Genomic DNA, 17,602 nt, shown 5'->3' with positions numbered 1-17,602 from the left:
GGAGAGGGGTTCTGGAGGCGCCCGCACGCCTCCAGGGCCCCTCTCCTGCGCGGGATGTGCCAGCATCGGGGCATGGCAAGCACGACGCCCGCCCTGGACACCGAGCTGCTCCGCCGCATGAGGCTGGCCAGGGACGCCATGGACCGCGACTGGGCCGAGCCCCTGGACGTCGCCGCCGTCGCCGCCCGCGCCGGCTACTCGCGGTACCACTTCGTCCGGCTGTTCCACGACGTCTACGGCGAGACGCCGGGCCGGTACCTGGCGCGGCGCCGCATCGAGCGCGCCCAGGACCTGCTGCGCACCGCCAACCTGACCGTCACCGAGATATGCATGCTGGTCGGCTTCACCAGCCTCGGCTCGTTCTGCACCCGCTTCAAGCAGGAGCTCGGGATGACGCCGACCGAGTTCCGCCGCCGCGCCCGCGCCACCGACTCGTCCGCGATCCCCGGCTGCTTCGTGCTGTTCTGGGCGGGCGGCTTCCGCAAGGACCGGTGACGCCCGGCCGGATGACCTGAAGCCGACCCTCCTGGAGCCGGGTGACCTGGAGAGACAGCAACTTTCGAGAAGGCCGCCCGCCGGTCCGCCTCCTAGCGTGTGACGGGCACGTTCCCCGTCACGAAGGAGACACCGGAATGATCACCAAGCTGGGGCTGGCCACCGTCTGGGTCCTCGACCAGGACTCGGCCAAGGCGTTCTTCACCGAGAAGCTCGGCCTGCAGGTCCGCGACGACATGACCCTCGGCGAGGGCGGGATGCGCTGGGTCACCCTCGGCGCGAAGGACCAGCCCGACCTCAGCCTCGCGCTGATGGTCCCCGGCCCGCCCACGATGGACCCCGACTCCGCCGAGCACATGAAGGCGCTCATCGCCAAGGGCGTCCTCGGCGCCGGGGCGTTCACCACCGACGACTGCCAGGGCGACTACGAGAGGATGTCCGCGAAGGGCGTCGAGTTCGTCCACGCGCCGGAGAAGCGCCCCTACGGCATCGAGGCCGTCTTCCGCGACGACTCCGGCTGCTGGTTCAGCCTCACCCAGCCGTTCGAGAAGCTCGACGAGTCCGCGTCCTGGGGCGACTGCGTCTCGTGACGCGGACCCGCCGCGGGGCCGGGGCGCCGCGCCCCGGCCCCGGACGATCAGCCGGTCAGGCCGGGGCCGAGCTCCCGCAGGACGTCCACCAGCAGCTCCACGTCCGCCTTGGTCGTCCGCCAGTTCAGCGGCGCGGGCCGGAACACCGTCATGCCCCGGTACGTGCTCGTCCCCGCGAAGACGCGGCCGTCCGCGAGCAGCGCCTCGCCCAGGCGCGCGTTCAGCTCGTCCAGGCGCCCCTCCGGCACGCCGTCCGGACGGTACCGGAAGCACACGACGCACAGCTCCACCGGCGCCAGCAGCTCCAGGTCCGGCGCCGCCTCGACCAGCTCGCCCAGATGCCGCGAGACGTCCAGGTGCCGCTCCACCATCGCCCGGTAGCCGTCCCGGCCGTACGCGCGCAGCGTCGCCCAGATCGGCAGCGCCCGCGCCCGCCGCGACGACTCCGGGCCCAGCATGTTGTAGTTGATCCGCTCGTCGTCGGCGTCCGGCAGGTACGAGGCGCCCCACGCGCCGAACGCGCGCGTCAGCATCGCCTGGTCGCGGACGAACGAGAACCCGCTCTCGTACGGCACGTTCAGCCACTTGTGGCCGTCCGCCGTCACCGAATCGGCACGTTCCACGCCCCGCGCGAGATGCGCCGTCCGGGGCGAGAGCGCGGCGAACATGCCGAACGCGCCGTCCACGTGCAGCCAGGCGCCGTGCCGCTCCGCGAGATCGGCGAGATCGGCGACCGGATCGGAGCCGCCCGTGTTGACCTCGCCGAGATTCGCCACGATCACCGCGCGGCCGCCGACCCGCGCCAGCTCCGCGTCCATGGCGGCGAGATCGACCCGTCCCGTGTCGTCCCGGGAGAACGTCCGGAGCGTGTCCCGGCCGCAGCCGAGGATCTGCAGCGCCTTGCGGGTGCTGACGTGCACCAACCCGCTGCTGAACACCGGCATCACCGGCAGGCCCGCCAGGCCGCGCGACGTCACGTCCACCCCGTACCGCTCCGCCCACCAGGAACGGGCGCACGCCAGGCCCGTGACGTGCGCGAGCGTCGCGCTCGGGGTCAGCACGCCGCCGAACGACGCGGGCAGCCCGAACAGCTCCTTCAGCCACCGCAGCACCACCGTCTCCGCCCGCGCGGCCAGCGGCGACAGGACCCACAGGCCCGCGCCCTGGTCCAGCAGCGACGTCGTCCAGTCGCCCGCCATCGCCGCCGGGGTCGCCCCGCCCACCACGAAATGGAAGCACCGCGGGCCGGACGAATGCGTCGCCGCCTCCGTCCCTATCCGCACCAGCCGCTCCACCGCCGCGACCGAACCGTCGCCCTTGAGCGGCAGCGGGCCGTCGAGCTCGTCCAGGAGCGCGTCCCGCGACCGGTCGTGGACGGGACGCTCCGCCAGCCCGTCCAGGTACGGCCCCGCCGCCTCCGCCACCACGGCGAGCGGCTCACCTGCCATGTCACGTTCGTCAAGCGGATCGCTCATGGCGGACAGCAGACCACAAACACCCCCTGTCCGGTAGATGCCTCCCGCCCGTCCGGCGCGCCGCCCGGCCGCCTCGTCACGCGCGGCTTCCGCGCGCCCACTTGTAGTCTCCGGGCAGGTCGGCTACCGTCCCGCCAGGGTTCACGACGCGCCGGCCGGAAGGACGGAGCCCTCCGCGCCACAGTGGACCGCGCGCTCCCGCACCCCGCACGCGGGACCTCAGGGGCCCGGCCACCCACCGCTGGGGTGGCCGGGCCCACCCATTTCCCCAGGTGTCCGTTTCCTACAAGACCGGACGGACGCGGCCGCTCTACGGTCGAGTCATGAAGGTCCTGCACGGCACCGGCCTCGACCGCGCCGCGGAGTTCATGCGCGTCAACGGCCGCCTCATCGACCGGCACCGGTTCGCCCTCCACTTCCGCGGCGGCCCCGCCGGACCCGTCCTCGCGGCCCTGCGCCCCTACGAGAACCCGGACGGCGGCTACGGCCACGCCCTCGAACCCGACCTGCGCGGCGAGGGGAGCCAGCCCGTCCCCGCCCAGCACGCCCTCGACGTCCTGCACGAGGCGGGCGCGGACGGCGACCCGGCCGTCACCCGCATCGGCGACTACCTGGCGTCGATCACCGCGCCCGACGGGGGAGTGCCGTTCGTGCTGCCGACCGTCCGCGGCACCCCGCACGGCCCCTGGTGGCAGACCCCCGACGACCCGCCCGGCGGCATCAACCCCACCGCGACCCTCGCCGGAATGCTGCACCGCGCCGGATCCGGCCACCCCTGGCTCGGCCCCGCCACGGACTTCTGCTGGCGCCACCTGGAGCGCGCGGACGCCGAACCCGGCCCGTACGACGCCCTCGCCATCCTCACGTTCCTCGACCACGTCCCCGACCGCGACCGCGCCGAAGCCGCCTTCACCCGCCACCGGGACGCCCTGGCCGCGCCCGTCTCCCTCGACCCGCACGCGGAAGGAGCCCAGCACCTCCCGCTCGACTTCGCCCCGCACCCGGACGGCCACGGGCGCCGCCTCTTCACCGCCGACGCCATCGACGCCCACCTCGACGCGCTGATCGACGCCCAGGGCGACGACGGCGGCTGGGACGTCGCCTTCCCGATCTGGACGCCCATCACCCGCCCCGAATGGCGCGGCTTCATCACCGTCGAGCGCCTGAGAACGCTCCGCGCCTACGGCCGCCTCAAGCCGTGACCCGACCCGGGTTCACAGCAGGTTGCGGACGGGCTCGCCCGCCAGGTCCCGCACCTCGTGCGCGAGGTGCGCCTGGTCGGCGTAGCCCGCCGCGAACGCCGCCCCGGCGAGCGGCTCGCCCGCCCGCGCCAGCACCAGCGCGCGCTGGAACCGCAGCACCCGCTGCAGCGTCTTCGGCCCGTACCCGAACGCCGCCAGCGAGCGCCGCCTGAGCTGCCGCTCGCTGATGCCGAGGGCGTCCGCCACGTCCCGCACCGAGCCGCCGGCCAGCCCGGACACCACCGCCGGGACGAGCGGAGCCGCGGGCCGCAGCCGCTGCCGCACCGCCGCGACCAGCGCCGCGCGCGGGTCGGGCGCCGCCGCCACGGACTCCGCCAGCCGGTCCGCCTCGCCGCCCCACAGGTCGCGCAGCGGCACCCGGCCGTCCCGGATCGCGTCCGCCGGGACGCCGAGGACCGGCGGCGCCGTCCCCGGCCCGAACCGCACCGCGGCCACCGTGTCGCCCGGCCGCACCACCGCCGGCATCGGGCCCGTGTCCGGCCCGGCCACCAGGATCCCCGACGACGACCACATCAGGTCCACGCAGCCGTCAGGGACGACGCGCTGCAGGAACGGCTCCGCGTCGCGCGGCAGCGCCGCCGTCCACGAACACGCCAACCCTGGCTCCGGGTATTCGCGATATCCCGTCGGATTCACTCTTCCTGCATACCACCCCGCCATGTCGGGCAGGGCCACAGGAAACCCCTCCTGAACAGGAGTACCGCCATGCCGAACAACGATCTTCAGGGCAAGACCATCGCGTTCCTCTGCGCGCCGGAGGGCACCGAGCAGGTCGAGCTGACCGAACCCTGGGCGGCCGTCCAGCAGGCCGGGGGCACGCCCCGCCTGATCTCCACGGCGCCCGGGCGCATCCAGGCGTTCAACCACCTCGACAGGGGAGACACCTTCCCGGTCGACGCCACCGTCGGCGAGACCGGCCATGACGCGTTCGACGGGCTCGTCCTGCCCGGCGGCGTCGCCAACCCCGACTACCTGCGGACCCAGCCCAAGGCCGTCGCGTTCGCCGGGTCGTTCTTCGACGCGGGCAAGCCCGTCGCCGTCATCTGCCACGGCCCGTGGACGCTCATCGAGGCCGACGTCGTCAAGCGGCGCACCCTGACCTCCTGGCCGAGCCTCCAGACCGACCTCCGCAACGCCGGGGCCATCTGGGTGGACGAGGAGGTCAAGATCTGTGAAGAGCCACCGAACGTCCTGGTCAGCAGCCGCAAGCCCGACGATCTCAAGGCGTTCTCCCAGGCCGCCGTCGACGCGTTCAAGGGTTGATCGTCCGCTGTGGTCTAGACCTCTGAGCTAGACCATTCGGTGAACCCGAGGCGTCCGTAGCCTGCACAAACGCCGATACCTTCGGGTAACTAAAGGGTGTTTCTGCTTGGAATCCCTTGACCGAAGTCCTGCGCGGGACCCTTGGAACGAAGTACGCTTTGTGCACGTGACCCGTCGCGCGAAGATCGTCAGCACCATCGGCCCCGCCTGCTCCGGTCCCGAGCAGATCAACGCCCTCGTCGAGGCCGGCATCGACGTCGCCCGGCTCAACATGAGCCACGGCGACCACGCCGTCCACGAGGAGGTCTACCACCGGATCAGGGCCGCCGCCGACGCCACCGGCCGCGGCGTCGGCATCCTCGCCGACCTGCAGGGCCCCAAGATCCGCATCGGGCGCTTCCCCGACGGCCCCGTCCGCCTCACCCTCGGCGACGAGTTCACCATCACCACCGACGACGTCCCCGGCACCCGCCGCGAGGTCTCCACGACCTACGCGGGCCTGCCCGGCGACGTCAGCGCCGGCGACACCATCCTGATCGACGACGGCCGCGTCGCGCTCAAGGTCACCTCCGTCGAGGGCACCCGCGTCCACACCACCGTCACCGTCGGCGGCATGGTCTCCGACAACAAGGGCCTCAACCTGCCCGGCGTCCCGGTCAGCGTCCCCGCCCTCACCGAGAAGGACGAGCGCGACCTGCGCTGGGCGCTGCGCCTCGGCGTCGACCTCGTCGCGCTGTCGTTCGTCCGCACCCCCGCCGACGCCGACATCTGCTACCAGATCATGGAGGAGGAGGGCGTCCGCGTCCCCCTCATCGGCAAGATCGAGAAGCCGCAGGCCGTCGAGCGACTCCCCGAGATCGTCGCCGCCTTCGACGGGATCATGGTCGCCCGCGGCGACCTCGGCGTCGAGCTGCCCCTCGAGCAGGTGCCGATCGTCCAGAAGCGCGCCATCGAGCTGTGCCGCGAGAAGGCCCGCCCGGTCATCGTCGCCACCCAGATGCTCGAATCGATGATCTCCGCGCCGCGGCCCACCCGCGCCGAGACCTCCGACGTCGCCAACGCCGTCTTCGAGGGCGCCGACGCCGTGATGCTCTCCGGGGAGACCAGCGTCGGCCAGTACCCCGTCGAGTCCGTCCTGACGATGAGCCGCATCGTGCAGACCGCCGAGCAGGCGTCCCTGCACGCCACCCACACCCTGGAGCGGATGCCCGAGACCGTCGGCGGCGCCATCGCCCGCGCCGCCGCCGAGGTCGGCGCGATCGTCGGCGCGGAGGCGCTCGCCGCGTTCACCATGTCCGGCGAGACGGCCCGCCGCCTGTCCCGCTACCGCTCCCCGATCCCGCTGCTCGCCTTCACCTCGGTGCCCGCCGTCCGCGGCCGCCTCGCCCACGTGTGGGGCGTCGAGACCTTCGTCGTCCCGCACGCCGACCACACCGACGCCATGTTCGGCCAGGTCGAGCAGGCCCTCCTCGAACTCGGCCGCTGCCAGAAGGGCGACAAGGTCGTCGTCGTCGCCGGCTCGCCCCCCGGCACCCCCGGCTCCACGAACGCGCTCCGCGTGCACAGCATCGGCGACGCCATCGGGATCCAGCACTGATCGCCGGGGAGCACTGACCGCCATCCGGTACTGACCATTCACCCCGGCCGGGCACCGCGCGACCGCACCCCGCGCGGTGCCCGGCACCCTCACCACCCCGTACCGGCGACGCTCCACGCGACGGATCACCAACCGATCTCATTTCCACGTCGCATTGGAAACGCGCGCCCGGTCTCGTGGGCGCCGCATTAATACTTCGCCTCCGCAAGCGGGCCGCCCGCGCGACCGTCCTGGCGCCGGATCGGTGAGAATCTTTGGGCGCTCGGAGGGCCTCACCGGAGCACCGCGGGTGCCGGCTGCGTCGCGGCGGGTCTCGCCCTCGTGCGCGAGCGTCCGTGCGCGCCGGACGGCCGCTGCGCCGTCCATGCCGCCATGAGGTGCCCCGAGTGGGATTCGAACCCACACTTGATGGTGTTTGAGACCATTTCCTCTGCCATTGGGATATCGGGGCTTATGTCCTAATAAACCGGACATTTAGCTTGCATCGGCTGGGCAGTGCCCTGGCAGGGGCGGCTCAAGACAGGGTAGCGGGTTTCGGTAGGGTCGTGTGCGTGGAGAGCGCGCGGCGAGTGGTCATCGCGGAAGACGAGGCCCTGATCAGGCTGGACCTGAAGGAGATGCTTCAGGAGGACGGTTACGAGGTCGTCGGCGAGGCCGGGGACGGCGAGACCGCCGTCCGGCTGGCGGGCGACCTGAAGCCCGACCTGGTGATCCTCGACGTCAAGATGCCGGTCCTCGACGGGATCTCGGCGGCCGAGCGGATCTCCGCCGAGCGCATCGCGCCGGTCGTCATCCTGACCGCGTTCTCCCAGCGCGAGCTCGTCCAGCGCGCGACGGACGCCGGGGCGATGGCCTACCTCGTCAAGCCGTTCTCCAAGACCGACCTGGCGCCCGCGATCGAGATGGCGGTCAGCCGGTACACCGAGCTGCGGGCGCTTGAGGCGGAGGTCGCCGGCCTTCAGGAGCGGCTGGAGACCCGGAAGGTGGTCGACCGCGCCAAGGGGCTGCTACAGGAGGCGCACGGCTGGTCCGAGCCGGAGGCGTTCCGGTGGATCCAGAAGACGTCCATGGACCGGCGGCTCACGATGCGGGCCGTCGCGGAGGCGGTCGTGGCGGGCGCGACGGGCTCGTCCGGCACCGGCTCGTCCGGCACGGAGCCGTCCGGCGACGGGGGCCCGGAGGGCGGCGGGTCGCAGGGCCGGGACGAGTCAGCCGCGGGTTGACTCCCTATCCCTGTCATCCCCTGCGTTGTCAAGGTCCATTGCCGAGGTTCCGGACCGGCCCTGGACGGTCACGCTTCGTAATCATCCCTGGCAATGCCGGGTATCGGATGAGCACGGGGGCGTAACGAACGAGTAACCCTTCTATCCGGGGGTCCTGTTCTGGGGTGGGTCCACGGTGTACGACATACCTGGTCCCCGAGTGACCGATTTCTCCATCCGAGTGTCGGCGTCGGGGGCACGACTCGTACCCGATCCTCTCCCGGATCCGGATGGAAAGGTTGGGCACCTTGCGGCGCAACAAGATGAGGATCACCGGCGCGGTGGTGGTGAGTGCGACGCTCGCGCTCAGCGCCGTGGCCTGTGGTGGCGACGATGACGGGGGCGGCGGCAGCGGCAACGAGATCACGATCGGGTTCATGGGCGACCTGACCGGTGAGAACTCGGGTCTGGTGATCCCGCCGAAGCAGGGCGCGCAGCTGGCGATCGAGCAGTACAACGCCACGAACCCCAAAGTCAAGATCAAGCTGAAGACCTATGACAGCCAGGGCAAGGCCGAGCAGGCCACGCCGCTGGCGCAGGGCGCGGTCAAGAACGACAAGATCGTGGGCCTGATCGGACCGGCGTTCTCCGGCGAGTCCGAGAGCGTGGGCCCGATCCTGGAAGAGGCCAAGATCCCGAGCGTGACGCCGTCCGCGACGAGCGTCACCCTGGGCGAGAAGGGCTGGAAGTACTGGCACCGGGTGGTCGCCGACGACGCCGTGCAGAGCGAGGGCGCCGCGAACTTCCTGGTGAACTCGGTGAAGGCGAAGAAGCTCTTCACGGTGTCCGACAAGCAGGCCTACGGCGAGGGGCTCGCCGGCGCCATCGCGAAGGCGGCCTCCGCCAAGGGCGTGCAGGTCCAGTCGGACGGCGTGGACGACAAGGCGACGGACTACTCCTCCACCGTCAACAAGATCAACCAGTTCAAGCCCGACGCGGTCTACTTCGGTGGCTACTACGCGGTCGCTGGACGGCTCTTCAAGCAGCTGCGCGAGGCCGGCTACCAGGGCAAGATGATGTCGGGCGACGGCTCGCTCGCCGCCGGGCTGATCGAGGGCGCGGGCGAGAAGAACGCGCAGAAGGCGCTGCTGAGCTGCGGCTGCCTCATCGACGCCGAGGGCAAGACCAACGAGAAGGCCAAGAAGTTCGCCACGGACTACCAGGCGAAGTTCGGGGCCGAGGTCGCGATCTACTCGACGGAGGGCTTCGACGCGGCGACGGCGTTCATCGAGGCCGTCAAGGCCGGCAAGACCACGCCCGAGGACATCAACGCCTACCTGAAGAGCATCGACGTCCAGGGTCTCGGCAAGCAGATCAAGTTCGACGACAAGGGCGAGCTCGCGGCCAAGGACATCTTCATCTACGAGGTCCAGGGCAACAAGCTGCCGCTGCTCGGCAACAGCAACGAAGCAAAGGTCTCGTAGGCGTCACCACGCCTGGACTGACCTGACCGTCCCCCGTTCCGGGGGCCTCTGATGGCGCGGGAGCGGGAGCGCTACAGCGCTCCCGCTCCTTTGACGAAGGCGACCGAAGGTGCTCGACGACTTCATCAATCAATTCTGGCCGTCGACCGTGGACGGGCTGGCGCTGGGTGCGATCTACGCACTCCTGGCGCTCGGCTACACCATGGTCTACGGCGTGCTCCGGCTGATCAATTTCGCGCATGCCGACATCTTCATGGTCGGCACGTTCGCCGCGCTGTGGACGGCCCGCGGGATCGGCGCCGACGACGTGGGCGGGATCGCGCTCATCGGCGTGGTGGTGCTGATGGCCGTCGTGGCGGGCGCGGTGGCGGGCGGCGGCGCGATGCTGCTGGAAGTGACCGCCTACCGGCCCTTGCGCAAGAAGGGCGCGTCACGGCTGGCGGCGCTGATCTCCGCGATCGGCGCGTCGATCTTCATCCAGCAGCTGATGGGCACGGTGGTGATCCATCGGGTCTTCGGCACCTCGAAGGAGGGCGGCAAGCTCGACGTCAACGAGCACTTCAAAGAGCTGACGGCCGTGGTGGACGCCGGTCCGATCCTGATCCGCAACGATCAGCTGATCGTCTTCGTCGGCGCGGTGGCGATGATGATCGCGCTGGACCAGTTCGTGAACCGGACCAAGCTCGGCCGCGGCATCCGCTCGACCGCGCAGGACCCGGAGACCGCGGTGCTGATGGGCGTCAACATCGACCGGGTGGTGCAGGTGACCTTCCTCGTCGGCGGCATCATGGCGGGCGTCGCCGCGGCGCTGTACTTCCTGCGGTTCGAGACGACGAACTACTTCACCGGGTTCCTGCTCGGCATCAAGGCGTTCACCGCGGCGGTGCTCGGCGGCATCGGCAACATCCGCGGCGCCCTGGCCGGCGGCTTCACGCTGGGGTTGCTGGAGATGTACGGCTCAAGCATCTTCGGGTCGGAATGGCGTGACGTCGTCGCGTTCACCTTGCTGATCCTGGTCCTGATGTTCCGTCCCACCGGCATTCTCGGTGAGTCCCTCCAGCAGGCGCGCGCATGAACCTCACAAAGAACGGAAACGGAAAGAGCGGCCTCGCCGGGGCCCGCGACATGCTCTCGTTGGATCCGCTCCGCAACGCGTGGGCGGGCGCCCCGCCCGTGGTGCGCTGGATCGTCTACGGCCTCCTGATCATCGGCGGCGTCCTGCTCCCGAGCGAGTCCATCGGCAGCTTCATGGCGCCGAGCGGCTCCGACTGGGCGTCGATGCTGAGCACCCAGATCGCGATCTACGTGCTCCTGGCGATCGGCCTGAACGTGGTGGTCGGCATGGCCGGCCTGCTCGACCTCGGCTACGTGGCGTTCTACGCGGTGGGCGCCTACACGATGGCCATCTTCGCCACCAAGTACAACTGGACCTTCTGGGAATCGCTCGTCCTGGCGATCCTGTTCTCCGCGCTGGCCGGCGTGATCCTGGGCGCGCCGACGCTGCGGCTGCGCGGCGACTATCTGGCGATCGTCACGCTCGGCTTCGGTGAGATCGTCAAGCGGACGGCGAACAACAGCGAGTACGTGAACGGGCCCCGCGGCGTGCAGGGCATCCCGCACCCGCCGTCGCTCTCGGAATTCGAGATCATGGGCGTGCAGCCGCTGAAGTACGGGCTCCTGGACTCCCGGCCGTACTACTACCTGCTGCTCGTGTTCATCATCATCGCGATCATCTTCGTGAAGCGGCTGGAGAACTCGCGGGTCGGCCGCGCGTGGGTGTCGATCCGCGAGGACGAGGACGCCGCCGAGCTGATGGGCGTGCCGACGTTCAAGTTCAAGCTGGCGGCGTTCGCGATCGGCGCCGCGATCGGCGGCAGCGGCGGCGTGGTGTTCGCCTCGCAGCAGACGTCGATCACCCCGCTGAACTTCGAGTTCCTCGTGTCGGCGCTGATCCTGGCCGGCGTGGTGCTGGGCGGCTCGGGCAACCTCCCGGGCGTCATGCTCGGCGCCGCGGTGCTGGCCTGGCTGCCCGAGCGCTTCCGGTTCCTGTCCGACTACCGGATGCTGATCTTCGGTGCCGCGCTGGTGGTCATGATGATCTTCCGTCCGGAGGGGCTGTGGCCGTCCCGGCAGCGGAAGGCCGAACTGGCCGAGGGCACCGGCGGTATGGGCAGTATGGGAGCCGAGGTGGCCGGACCGGACAAGCCCGACTTCGGCCCCGGAGAGACGCTGGAGGAGGGCAAGTGAGCGGGACGAAGGACGCCACGCCCGTCCTTGAGCTGCGCGACGTCGTGATGCGGTTCGGCGGCGTGGTCGCGCTCAACAAGGTGAACCTCACGGTCACCGAAGGCGAGATCTTCGCGCTGATCGGCCCGAACGGGGCCGGGAAGACGACGGTGTTCAACGTGACCACCGGCGTGTACCGGCCGTCCGAGGGGCGGGTGATCTTCCGCGGGAAGCGCATCGACGGGAAGAAGCGGTACGTCGTCACGAAGCTGGGCGTGGCGCGGACGTTCCAGAACGTCCGCCTGTTCCACAACATGACGGCGGTCGAGAACGTCCTCGTCGGCACCGACGCGCACCACCGCACCGGGTTCGTCGCCGCGGCCCTGGGCCTGCCCTGGCACCGCCGCGAGGAGCGCTCCGGCAGGGAGCGCGCCCGCGAGCTGCTGGAGCTGGTCGGCATCCCGCACCGCGGCGAGGAGGCGGCGAAGAACCTCCCGTACGGCGACCAGCGGCGGCTGGAGATCGCGCGGGCGCTCGCGACCGAGCCGAAGCTGCTGCTGCTCGACGAGCCCGCCGCGGGGATGAACCCCGCGGAGAAGGTCGCGCTGCAGGACCTGATCCGCAGGATCCGCGACACCGGGGTGACCGTCCTGCTCATCGAGCACGACATGAGCCTGGTGATGGGGATCAGCGACCGGATCGCGGTGCTGGACTTCGGCCAGAAGATCGCCGACGGCCTCCCGGCCGAGGTGCAGAACGACCCGCGGGTCATCGAGGCGTATCTGGGGGCACCGGCCGATGCTTCTTGAGATCGACGACATCCACGTCCACTACGGGAAGATCGCGGCGTTGAAGGGCATCTCGGTGTCCGTCGACCAGGGCGAGATCGTCACGCTGATCGGCGCGAACGGCGCCGGGAAGACGACCACGCTCAAGACGATCTCGGGGCTGCGCAACCTGTCGTCGGGCGCGGTGCGCTTCGACGGCAAGGACATCAGCCGGATGCCCGGGCACAAGCGCGTCCTCGCGGGCATCGGGCAGGCCCCTGAGGGGCGCGGCATCTTCCCCGGCATGACGGTGGAGGAGAACCTCCTGATGGGCGCCTACGCCCGCAAGGACAGCGCGGCCAAGGAGCTGGCGGAGGCGTACGAGCTGTTCCCGCGGCTGGCCGAGCGCCGGTCGCAGGCGGGCGGCACGATGTCCGGCGGCGAGCAGCAGATGCTCGCGATCGGGCGGGCGCTGATGGCCAAGCCGAAGGTGCTCCTGCTGGACGAGCCGTCCATGGGCCTCGCGCCGATGCTCGTGCAGCAGATCTTCTCGATCATCGTGGAGATCAACCGGCGCGGCACGACGGTGCTGCTGGTGGAGCAGAACGCCCAGCAGGCGCTGCAGATCGCGCACCGCGCCTACGTGCTGGAGACGGGCCGGGTCGTGAAGGCGGCGCCCGCGGGCGAGCTGCTCGACGACCCGCAGGTCCGCGCGGCCTACCTGGGCGGCGCGTCGGGCGACGACCTGACCGGGGCGTCGGACGTCCAGTCGGTGGATGCCGCCGGGACCTCGGGCACCGCCGAGGCCGCGGACGACTCCGAGGAGGGGACGTCCCGGTAAGCGGCTCTCAGGCTGCGTGACGCGCCCGTCCAGGTCCGGTTCGCCGGGGCTTGGGCGGGCGCGCCGCGTCGGGCGTCCTGAGTGCCCTGAGAGACGCCTGAGCCCCTGGCCGGGACGGTCAGGGGAGCGCGATCTCGGCGGGCGCGGGATCGCGGACGGCCCCCACCGGCGGCGACCCGTACAGCCGGACGGCCTTGACCTTCGCCCCGCGCGGCACGTCGAACCAGACGTCGAACTCGGCGCGCATGAACGAGCCGACCGACAGCCGCTCCGGCTGCCGCTTGATCATGGTGGCGTTGACGTCGGGGGAGTGGGCCCTGCCGTCGGTGGTGACGAGCCGCTGCTTCCAGGTGTCGAAGACCTGGATGTCGCGGCCGGTGTTGACGGCGAGGATCCGGATCCGGGTGAACGTGCCCTGGGACTCCATCGCCGCGTGCGTGCCCATCACCTCGGTCATGCCCTCGCGGAAGCCGATGACGGTGAACGTCATGTCGGCGCTGCGCCCGGTCTTGCCCTCCGGCACGGACTCGCCCTCGCGGACCCTCTCGGCGGGGATGCTGTAGGACGGCGTCGCCGTGGCCTTCCCGGAGCCGGCGGACCCCGCGAACGCGACGGCGCCGGCGAGCGCCGCGGCGGCGGCGATCGTGAGGGGGACCCGTGGACGCAGGCGCATGCTCGGAACGTACGGCCGATCATGCCCCGAGGTGAACGGCCCGGCGCGATTCGCAACCCAACTGCAACCAGTGATGGCCGAACACCGGTGTCGCCGAGCCGGGGTGCCAGGGCCCGGGCATGCGTTGACCCGGGATCACCTTTGGGGCCGTACGAACCTTCCCCGGGCGCGTACGTTGTCTACTCGGTGATCCCGGGCCGTTCCGATCCACGCTACAGACCCGGGGCCGCGCATCGCAAAGGAAGCCGGCCCCGAGATCATCCGCCCGGCGCGTCGCGGAGCATGCAGGTGAGGCGGGCGGTGCAGACCCGCCGGCCGTCCCCGTCGGTGATCACGATGTCGTAGGTGGCGAGCGTCCGCCCGCCGTGGACGCGGGTCGCCACCCCCGTCACGTGCCCCTCGGTGGCCGACCGGTGATGGGTGGCGTTGATCTCGATGCCGACGGCGATGCGGCCTTCGCCCGCGTGCAGCGCGGAGCCGACGGACCCGAGCGTCTCGGCCAGGACGCAGGAGGCCCCGCCGTGCAGCAGCCCGTACGGCTGGGTGTTCCCCTTGACGGGCATCCGCCCCACGACACGCTCGGGAGACGCCTCAAGGAACTCCACGCCCATGGCCTTGGCCAAGTCGCCCTGCGCGCCTTCGGGAAAGATGATTTCCGCACCCCCGCTGTCAGTCACTTCACCCTCCGCAAAACTGTCGTCGACGCAGACTAGAGTCCTGGTGTGGCGACGAAAGCAGCGACCCCTGACAAGCGTGACCGGCTTCTCCTGCTCGACGGGCACTCCCTGGCCTACCGGGCGTTCTTCGCGTTGCCCGTGGAGAACTTCTCCACCACCGACGGGCAGCCGACCAACGCCGTGTACGGCTTCACCTCGATGCTCATCAACGTCCTGCGCGACGAGCAGCCGACCCACATCGCCGTGGCGTTCGACCGCTCCGAGCCGACGTTCCGGCACGAGCAGTACGTCGAGTACAAGGCGGGGCGGCAGAAGACGCCGGACGAGTTCCGCAGCCAGGTCAGCCTGATCTTCGAGGTCCTCGACGCGCTGCGCATCCCGCGCATGTCCGTCGCCGGGTTCGAGGCGGACGACATCATCGCCACCCTGGCCGTCCAGGCCGTGGACGCGGGCATGGAGACCCTCATCGTTACCGGCGACCGGGACGCGTTCCAGCTCGTCAACGACGACGTCACGATCCTGTACCCGGTCCGCGGGGTCTCCGAGCTGTCCCGGATGGACCCGGCCGCCGTCGAGGCCCGCTACGGCGTGCCGCCCGTCCGGTACCGGGAGCTGGCCGCGCTGGTCGGGGAGAGCAGCGACAACCTGCCCGGCGTGCCCGGCGTCGGCCCGAAGACCGCCGCCAAGTGGCTCCTCAAGTACGGCGACCTCGACACCCTCGTCGCCCGCGTCGACGAGATCAAGGGCAAGGCCGGCGACAGCCTCCGCGAGCACCTCGCCGGGGTCCTGCGCAACCACCAGATCAACAAGCTCGACACCGAGGTCGGCCTTGAGCTGACGCCGCCGCAGCTGACCATGGGCCAGTGGGACCGCGAGGAGATCCACACCCTGTTCGACTCGCTGCAGTTCCGCGTCCTGCGCGAGCGCCTGTACTCCACGATCTCCGCCGCCGAGCCCGAGGCCGACGAGGGCTTCGACGTCCAGCTGGACGCCCTGGAGCCCGGCGCGCTCGGCGCCTGGCTGGACGCCAACGCCGGCGACCGGCTCGGCATCGCCGTCACCGGCACGTGGGGCCGCGGCACCGGCGAGATCACCGCGCTGGCGCTGGCGTCCAAGAAGGGCCCGGCCGTGCACCTCGACCCGGCCGAGCTGATCGAGGACGACGAGCGCGCCCTCGCCGCCCACCTCGCCGACGCCGAGCGCCCCAAGGCGATCCACGAGGCGAAGGGCCCGATGCTCGCGCTCGCCGCCCGCGGCCTCGCCCTCGACGGCGTCACCAGCGACACCGCGCTCGCCGCCTACCTCGCGCTCCCCGGCCAGCGGACGTTCGACCTCGCCGACCTCGCGCTGCGCTACCTGCACCGCGAGCTGCGCAGCGAGACCGAGGACACCGGGCAGCTCACCCTCGACGGCTCCGGCGAGGAGGAGGCCGCCGAGGCGCTCGCCGTCCGCGCCCGCGCGGTGACCGAGCTGGCCGACGTCCTCGACAAGGACCTCGACAAGCGCGGCGCCACCCGCCTCCTGCACGAGGTGGAGCTGCCGCTCGTCGGCGTCCTCGCCGGGATGGAGCGCGCCGGGATCGCCGTCGACACCGACCACCTCGCCGGGCTGTCGGCGTCCCTCGGCGGCCAGGTCAAGGAGCAGGAGCAGGCCGCCCACACCGCCGTCGGCCACGAGTTCAACCTCGGGTCGCCGAAGCAGGTGCAGCAGGTCCTGTTCGACGAGCTGAACCTGCCCAAGACCAAGCGCACCAAGACCGGCTACACCACCGACTCCGAGGCCCTCACGAACCTCCTGGAGAAGGAGCCGCACCCCGTCCTGGAGCACATCCTGCGGTGGCGCGAGGTCGCGAAGCTCAAGAGCATCGTCGACTCCCTCATCCCGATGGCCGACGACGCCGGGCGCATCCACACCACGTTCAACCAGATGATCGCCGCCACCGGCCGGCTCTCCTCGACCGACCCGAACCTGCAGAACATCCCCATCCGCACCGCCGAGGGCAGGCAGATCCGCGAGGCGTTCGTCGTCTCCGGCGACTACGAGTCCCTCCTCACCGCCGACTACTCGCAGATCGAGCTGCGGATCATGGCGCACCTGTCTGAGGACGGCGCCCTCCTCGAAGCGTTCGGCTCCGGCGCCGACTTCCACACGATCACCGCGTCCCGCGTGTTCGGCCTCCCGCCCGAGCAGATCGACTCCGAGCTGCGCGCCCGCATCAAGGCCATGAACTACGGCCTCGCCTACGGCCTGTCCGCCTACGGGCTCTCCCAGCAGCTCCGGATCTCCCCGGACGAGGCCCGCGGCCTCATGGAGGAGTACTTCGAGCAGTTCGGCGGCGTCCGCGACTACCTCCGCGACATCGTCGCCAAGGCCCGCCAGGACGGCTACACCGAGACCATCCTCGGCCGCCGCCGCTACCTGCCCGACCTCAACTCCGACAACCGCCAGCGCCGCGAGATGGCCGAGCGCATGGCCCTCAACGCCCCCATCCAGGGCTCCGCCGCCGACATCATCAAGGTCGCCAGCCTCAACGTCGACCGCGCCCTCCGCGCCGCGGGCCTGACGTCCCGGATGCTCCTCCAGGTCCACGACGAACTCGTCTTCGAGGTCGCCCCCGGCGAGCTCGACGAGCTCAAGACCCTGGTCAGCACCGAAATGGCCGGCGCCTACGACCTCCGCGCCCCGCTGAGCGTCTCCATGGGCACCGGCCAAACCTGGCAAGAAGCGGCGCACTAGTTTTTGGCATTTCTCTCCTCCTTCGGCCCTGGTGGGCCTCCATCGTCGAGAAACACGGGCGATCGCTGCATCGCTTCGTCTCGCCTGGCGGCTCGCTGCGCGATCAGGTTTCTCGCAAGCTCGAAACCTGCCTTCGGACGCGATCGCGGCTGTTGAGGTTGTTGGGCGGTTGCTGCGATGGCTGAGGTCGCCGTAGTAGGTGGCTGAGGTCGGTGCGTCGTGGCGGGGCCACAGGCGTCCCTGTCGTGGTTCGTGTTCGTTCTGAGGGCGCTTTTTGCTGGGTAAAAGCGACTTGGGGGGATGCGGGGCGGGGA

General features: G+C 70.8%; 16 protein-coding genes and 1 tRNA gene. 12 read left to right on the top strand and 5 right to left on the bottom strand.

The annotated features are described in order from the left end of the window. The first annotated feature begins 72 nt into the window (after positions 1–72). Positions 73–495: an AraC family transcriptional regulator gene (locus tag E1264_RS12625; RefSeq protein WP_132172890.1), complete on the top strand. Its 423-nt coding sequence runs from the start codon at positions 73–75 to the stop codon at positions 493–495. Positions 496–632: 137 nt separating this feature from the next. Next, complete coding sequence (locus E1264_RS12620) at positions 633–1,085, top strand: VOC family protein (RefSeq protein WP_132172888.1); 453 nt, start codon at positions 633–635, stop codon at positions 1,083–1,085. Positions 1,086–1,132: 47 nt separating this feature from the next. On the opposite strand, the gene E1264_RS12615 is transcribed toward E1264_RS12620, so the two are convergent. Next, on the bottom strand, positions 1,133–2,560 hold the full coding sequence (locus E1264_RS12615) for a pyridoxal-dependent decarboxylase (protein ID WP_132172886.1): 1,428 nt from the start codon (positions 2,558–2,560) through the stop codon (positions 1,133–1,135). 323 nt (positions 2,561–2,883) lie between these two features. Between E1264_RS12615 and E1264_RS12610 the strand changes: the two genes are divergently transcribed. Continuing rightward, a complete protein-coding gene (locus E1264_RS12610) occupies positions 2,884–3,762 on the top strand; it encodes a hypothetical protein (protein WP_132172884.1) in 879 nt (292 codons plus the stop codon). Between the two features lie 12 nt (positions 3,763–3,774). On the opposite strand, the gene E1264_RS12605 is transcribed toward E1264_RS12610, so the two are convergent. Further along, positions 3,775–4,419 carry a helix-turn-helix domain-containing protein gene (locus E1264_RS12605; RefSeq protein WP_243710893.1) on the bottom strand — a complete coding sequence of 215 codons (645 nt, stop codon included), beginning with the start codon at positions 4,417–4,419 and terminating at the stop codon, positions 3,775–3,777. A 108-nt stretch (positions 4,420–4,527) separates the two neighbouring features. On the opposite strand from E1264_RS12605, the gene E1264_RS12600 reads away from it, so the two are divergent. Both E1264_RS12600 and pyk read left to right on the top strand, forming a co-directional pair. Continuing rightward, complete coding sequence (locus E1264_RS12600; RefSeq protein ID WP_132172882.1) at positions 4,528–5,085, top strand: type 1 glutamine amidotransferase domain-containing protein; 558 nt, start codon at positions 4,528–4,530, stop codon at positions 5,083–5,085. Between the two features lie 166 nt (positions 5,086–5,251). After that, on the top strand, positions 5,252–6,682 hold the full coding sequence (gene pyk, locus E1264_RS12595; protein ID WP_132172880.1) for a pyruvate kinase: 1,431 nt from the start codon (positions 5,252–5,254) through the stop codon (positions 6,680–6,682). A 378-nt stretch (positions 6,683–7,060) separates the two neighbouring features. Here the strand turns inward: pyk and E1264_RS12590 are convergent. Next, a tRNA-Leu gene (locus E1264_RS12590) sits at positions 7,061–7,133 on the bottom strand. Positions 7,134–7,251: 118 nt separating this feature from the next. Between E1264_RS12590 and E1264_RS12585 the strand changes: the two genes are divergently transcribed. The 6 genes from E1264_RS12585 to E1264_RS12560 all read left to right on the top strand — a co-directional run bounded on the left by E1264_RS12585 (position 7,252) and on the right by E1264_RS12560 (position 13,202). Beyond that, positions 7,252–7,905 (top strand): response regulator, encoded by a 654-nt coding sequence (locus tag E1264_RS12585; RefSeq protein WP_243710895.1) that lies wholly within the window; start codon positions 7,252–7,254, stop codon positions 7,903–7,905. Positions 7,906–8,192: 287 nt separating this feature from the next. After that, on the top strand, positions 8,193–9,368 hold the full coding sequence (locus E1264_RS12580; protein ID WP_207935881.1) for a branched-chain amino acid ABC transporter substrate-binding protein: 1,176 nt from the start codon (positions 8,193–8,195) through the stop codon (positions 9,366–9,368). A 109-nt stretch (positions 9,369–9,477) separates the two neighbouring features. Further along, positions 9,478–10,443, top strand: a complete 966-nt coding sequence (locus tag E1264_RS12575; protein WP_132172878.1) for a branched-chain amino acid ABC transporter permease — start codon at positions 9,478–9,480, stop codon at positions 10,441–10,443. Then, positions 10,440–11,615, top strand: coding sequence for a branched-chain amino acid ABC transporter permease (locus tag E1264_RS12570; RefSeq protein ID WP_207935880.1), 1,176 nt, complete (start codon positions 10,440–10,442; stop codon positions 11,613–11,615). The genes E1264_RS12575 and E1264_RS12570 overlap by 4 nt, the downstream gene beginning before the upstream one ends. Before the next feature lie 47 nt (positions 11,616–11,662). Continuing rightward, positions 11,663–12,403: an ABC transporter ATP-binding protein gene (locus tag E1264_RS12565; RefSeq protein ID WP_132172927.1), complete on the top strand. Its 741-nt coding sequence runs from the start codon at positions 11,663–11,665 to the stop codon at positions 12,401–12,403. Then, on the top strand, positions 12,393–13,202 hold the full coding sequence (locus tag E1264_RS12560) for an ABC transporter ATP-binding protein (protein WP_132172876.1): 810 nt from the start codon (positions 12,393–12,395) through the stop codon (positions 13,200–13,202). Before E1264_RS12565 ends, E1264_RS12560 begins: the two co-directional genes overlap by 11 nt. A 118-nt stretch (positions 13,203–13,320) precedes the next feature. Here the strand turns inward: E1264_RS12560 and E1264_RS12555 are convergent, their stop codons facing one another. Together E1264_RS12555 and E1264_RS12550 are read right to left on the bottom strand one after the other, a co-directional pair. After that, positions 13,321–13,875 (bottom strand): DUF4352 domain-containing protein, encoded by a 555-nt coding sequence (locus E1264_RS12555; RefSeq protein ID WP_132172874.1) that lies wholly within the window; start codon positions 13,873–13,875, stop codon positions 13,321–13,323. A 257-nt stretch (positions 13,876–14,132) separates the two neighbouring features. After that, complete coding sequence (locus E1264_RS12550) at positions 14,133–14,486, bottom strand: hotdog fold thioesterase (protein WP_243710894.1); 354 nt, start codon at positions 14,484–14,486, stop codon at positions 14,133–14,135. A gap of 111 nt (positions 14,487–14,597) precedes the next feature. Here E1264_RS12550 and polA point away from each other — a divergent pair, with 111 nt between their 5' ends. Then, complete coding sequence (polA, locus tag E1264_RS12545) at positions 14,598–17,288, top strand: DNA polymerase I (protein ID WP_132172870.1); 2,691 nt, start codon at positions 14,598–14,600, stop codon at positions 17,286–17,288. Positions 17,289–17,602 lie beyond the last annotated feature (314 nt).

It is taken from the genome of Actinomadura sp. KC216 (assembly GCF_004348535.1).
Classification (GTDB): Bacteria; Actinomycetota; Actinomycetes; order Streptosporangiales; family Streptosporangiaceae; genus Spirillospora.
This window is presented reverse-complemented; position numbering and strand designations above follow the sequence as displayed.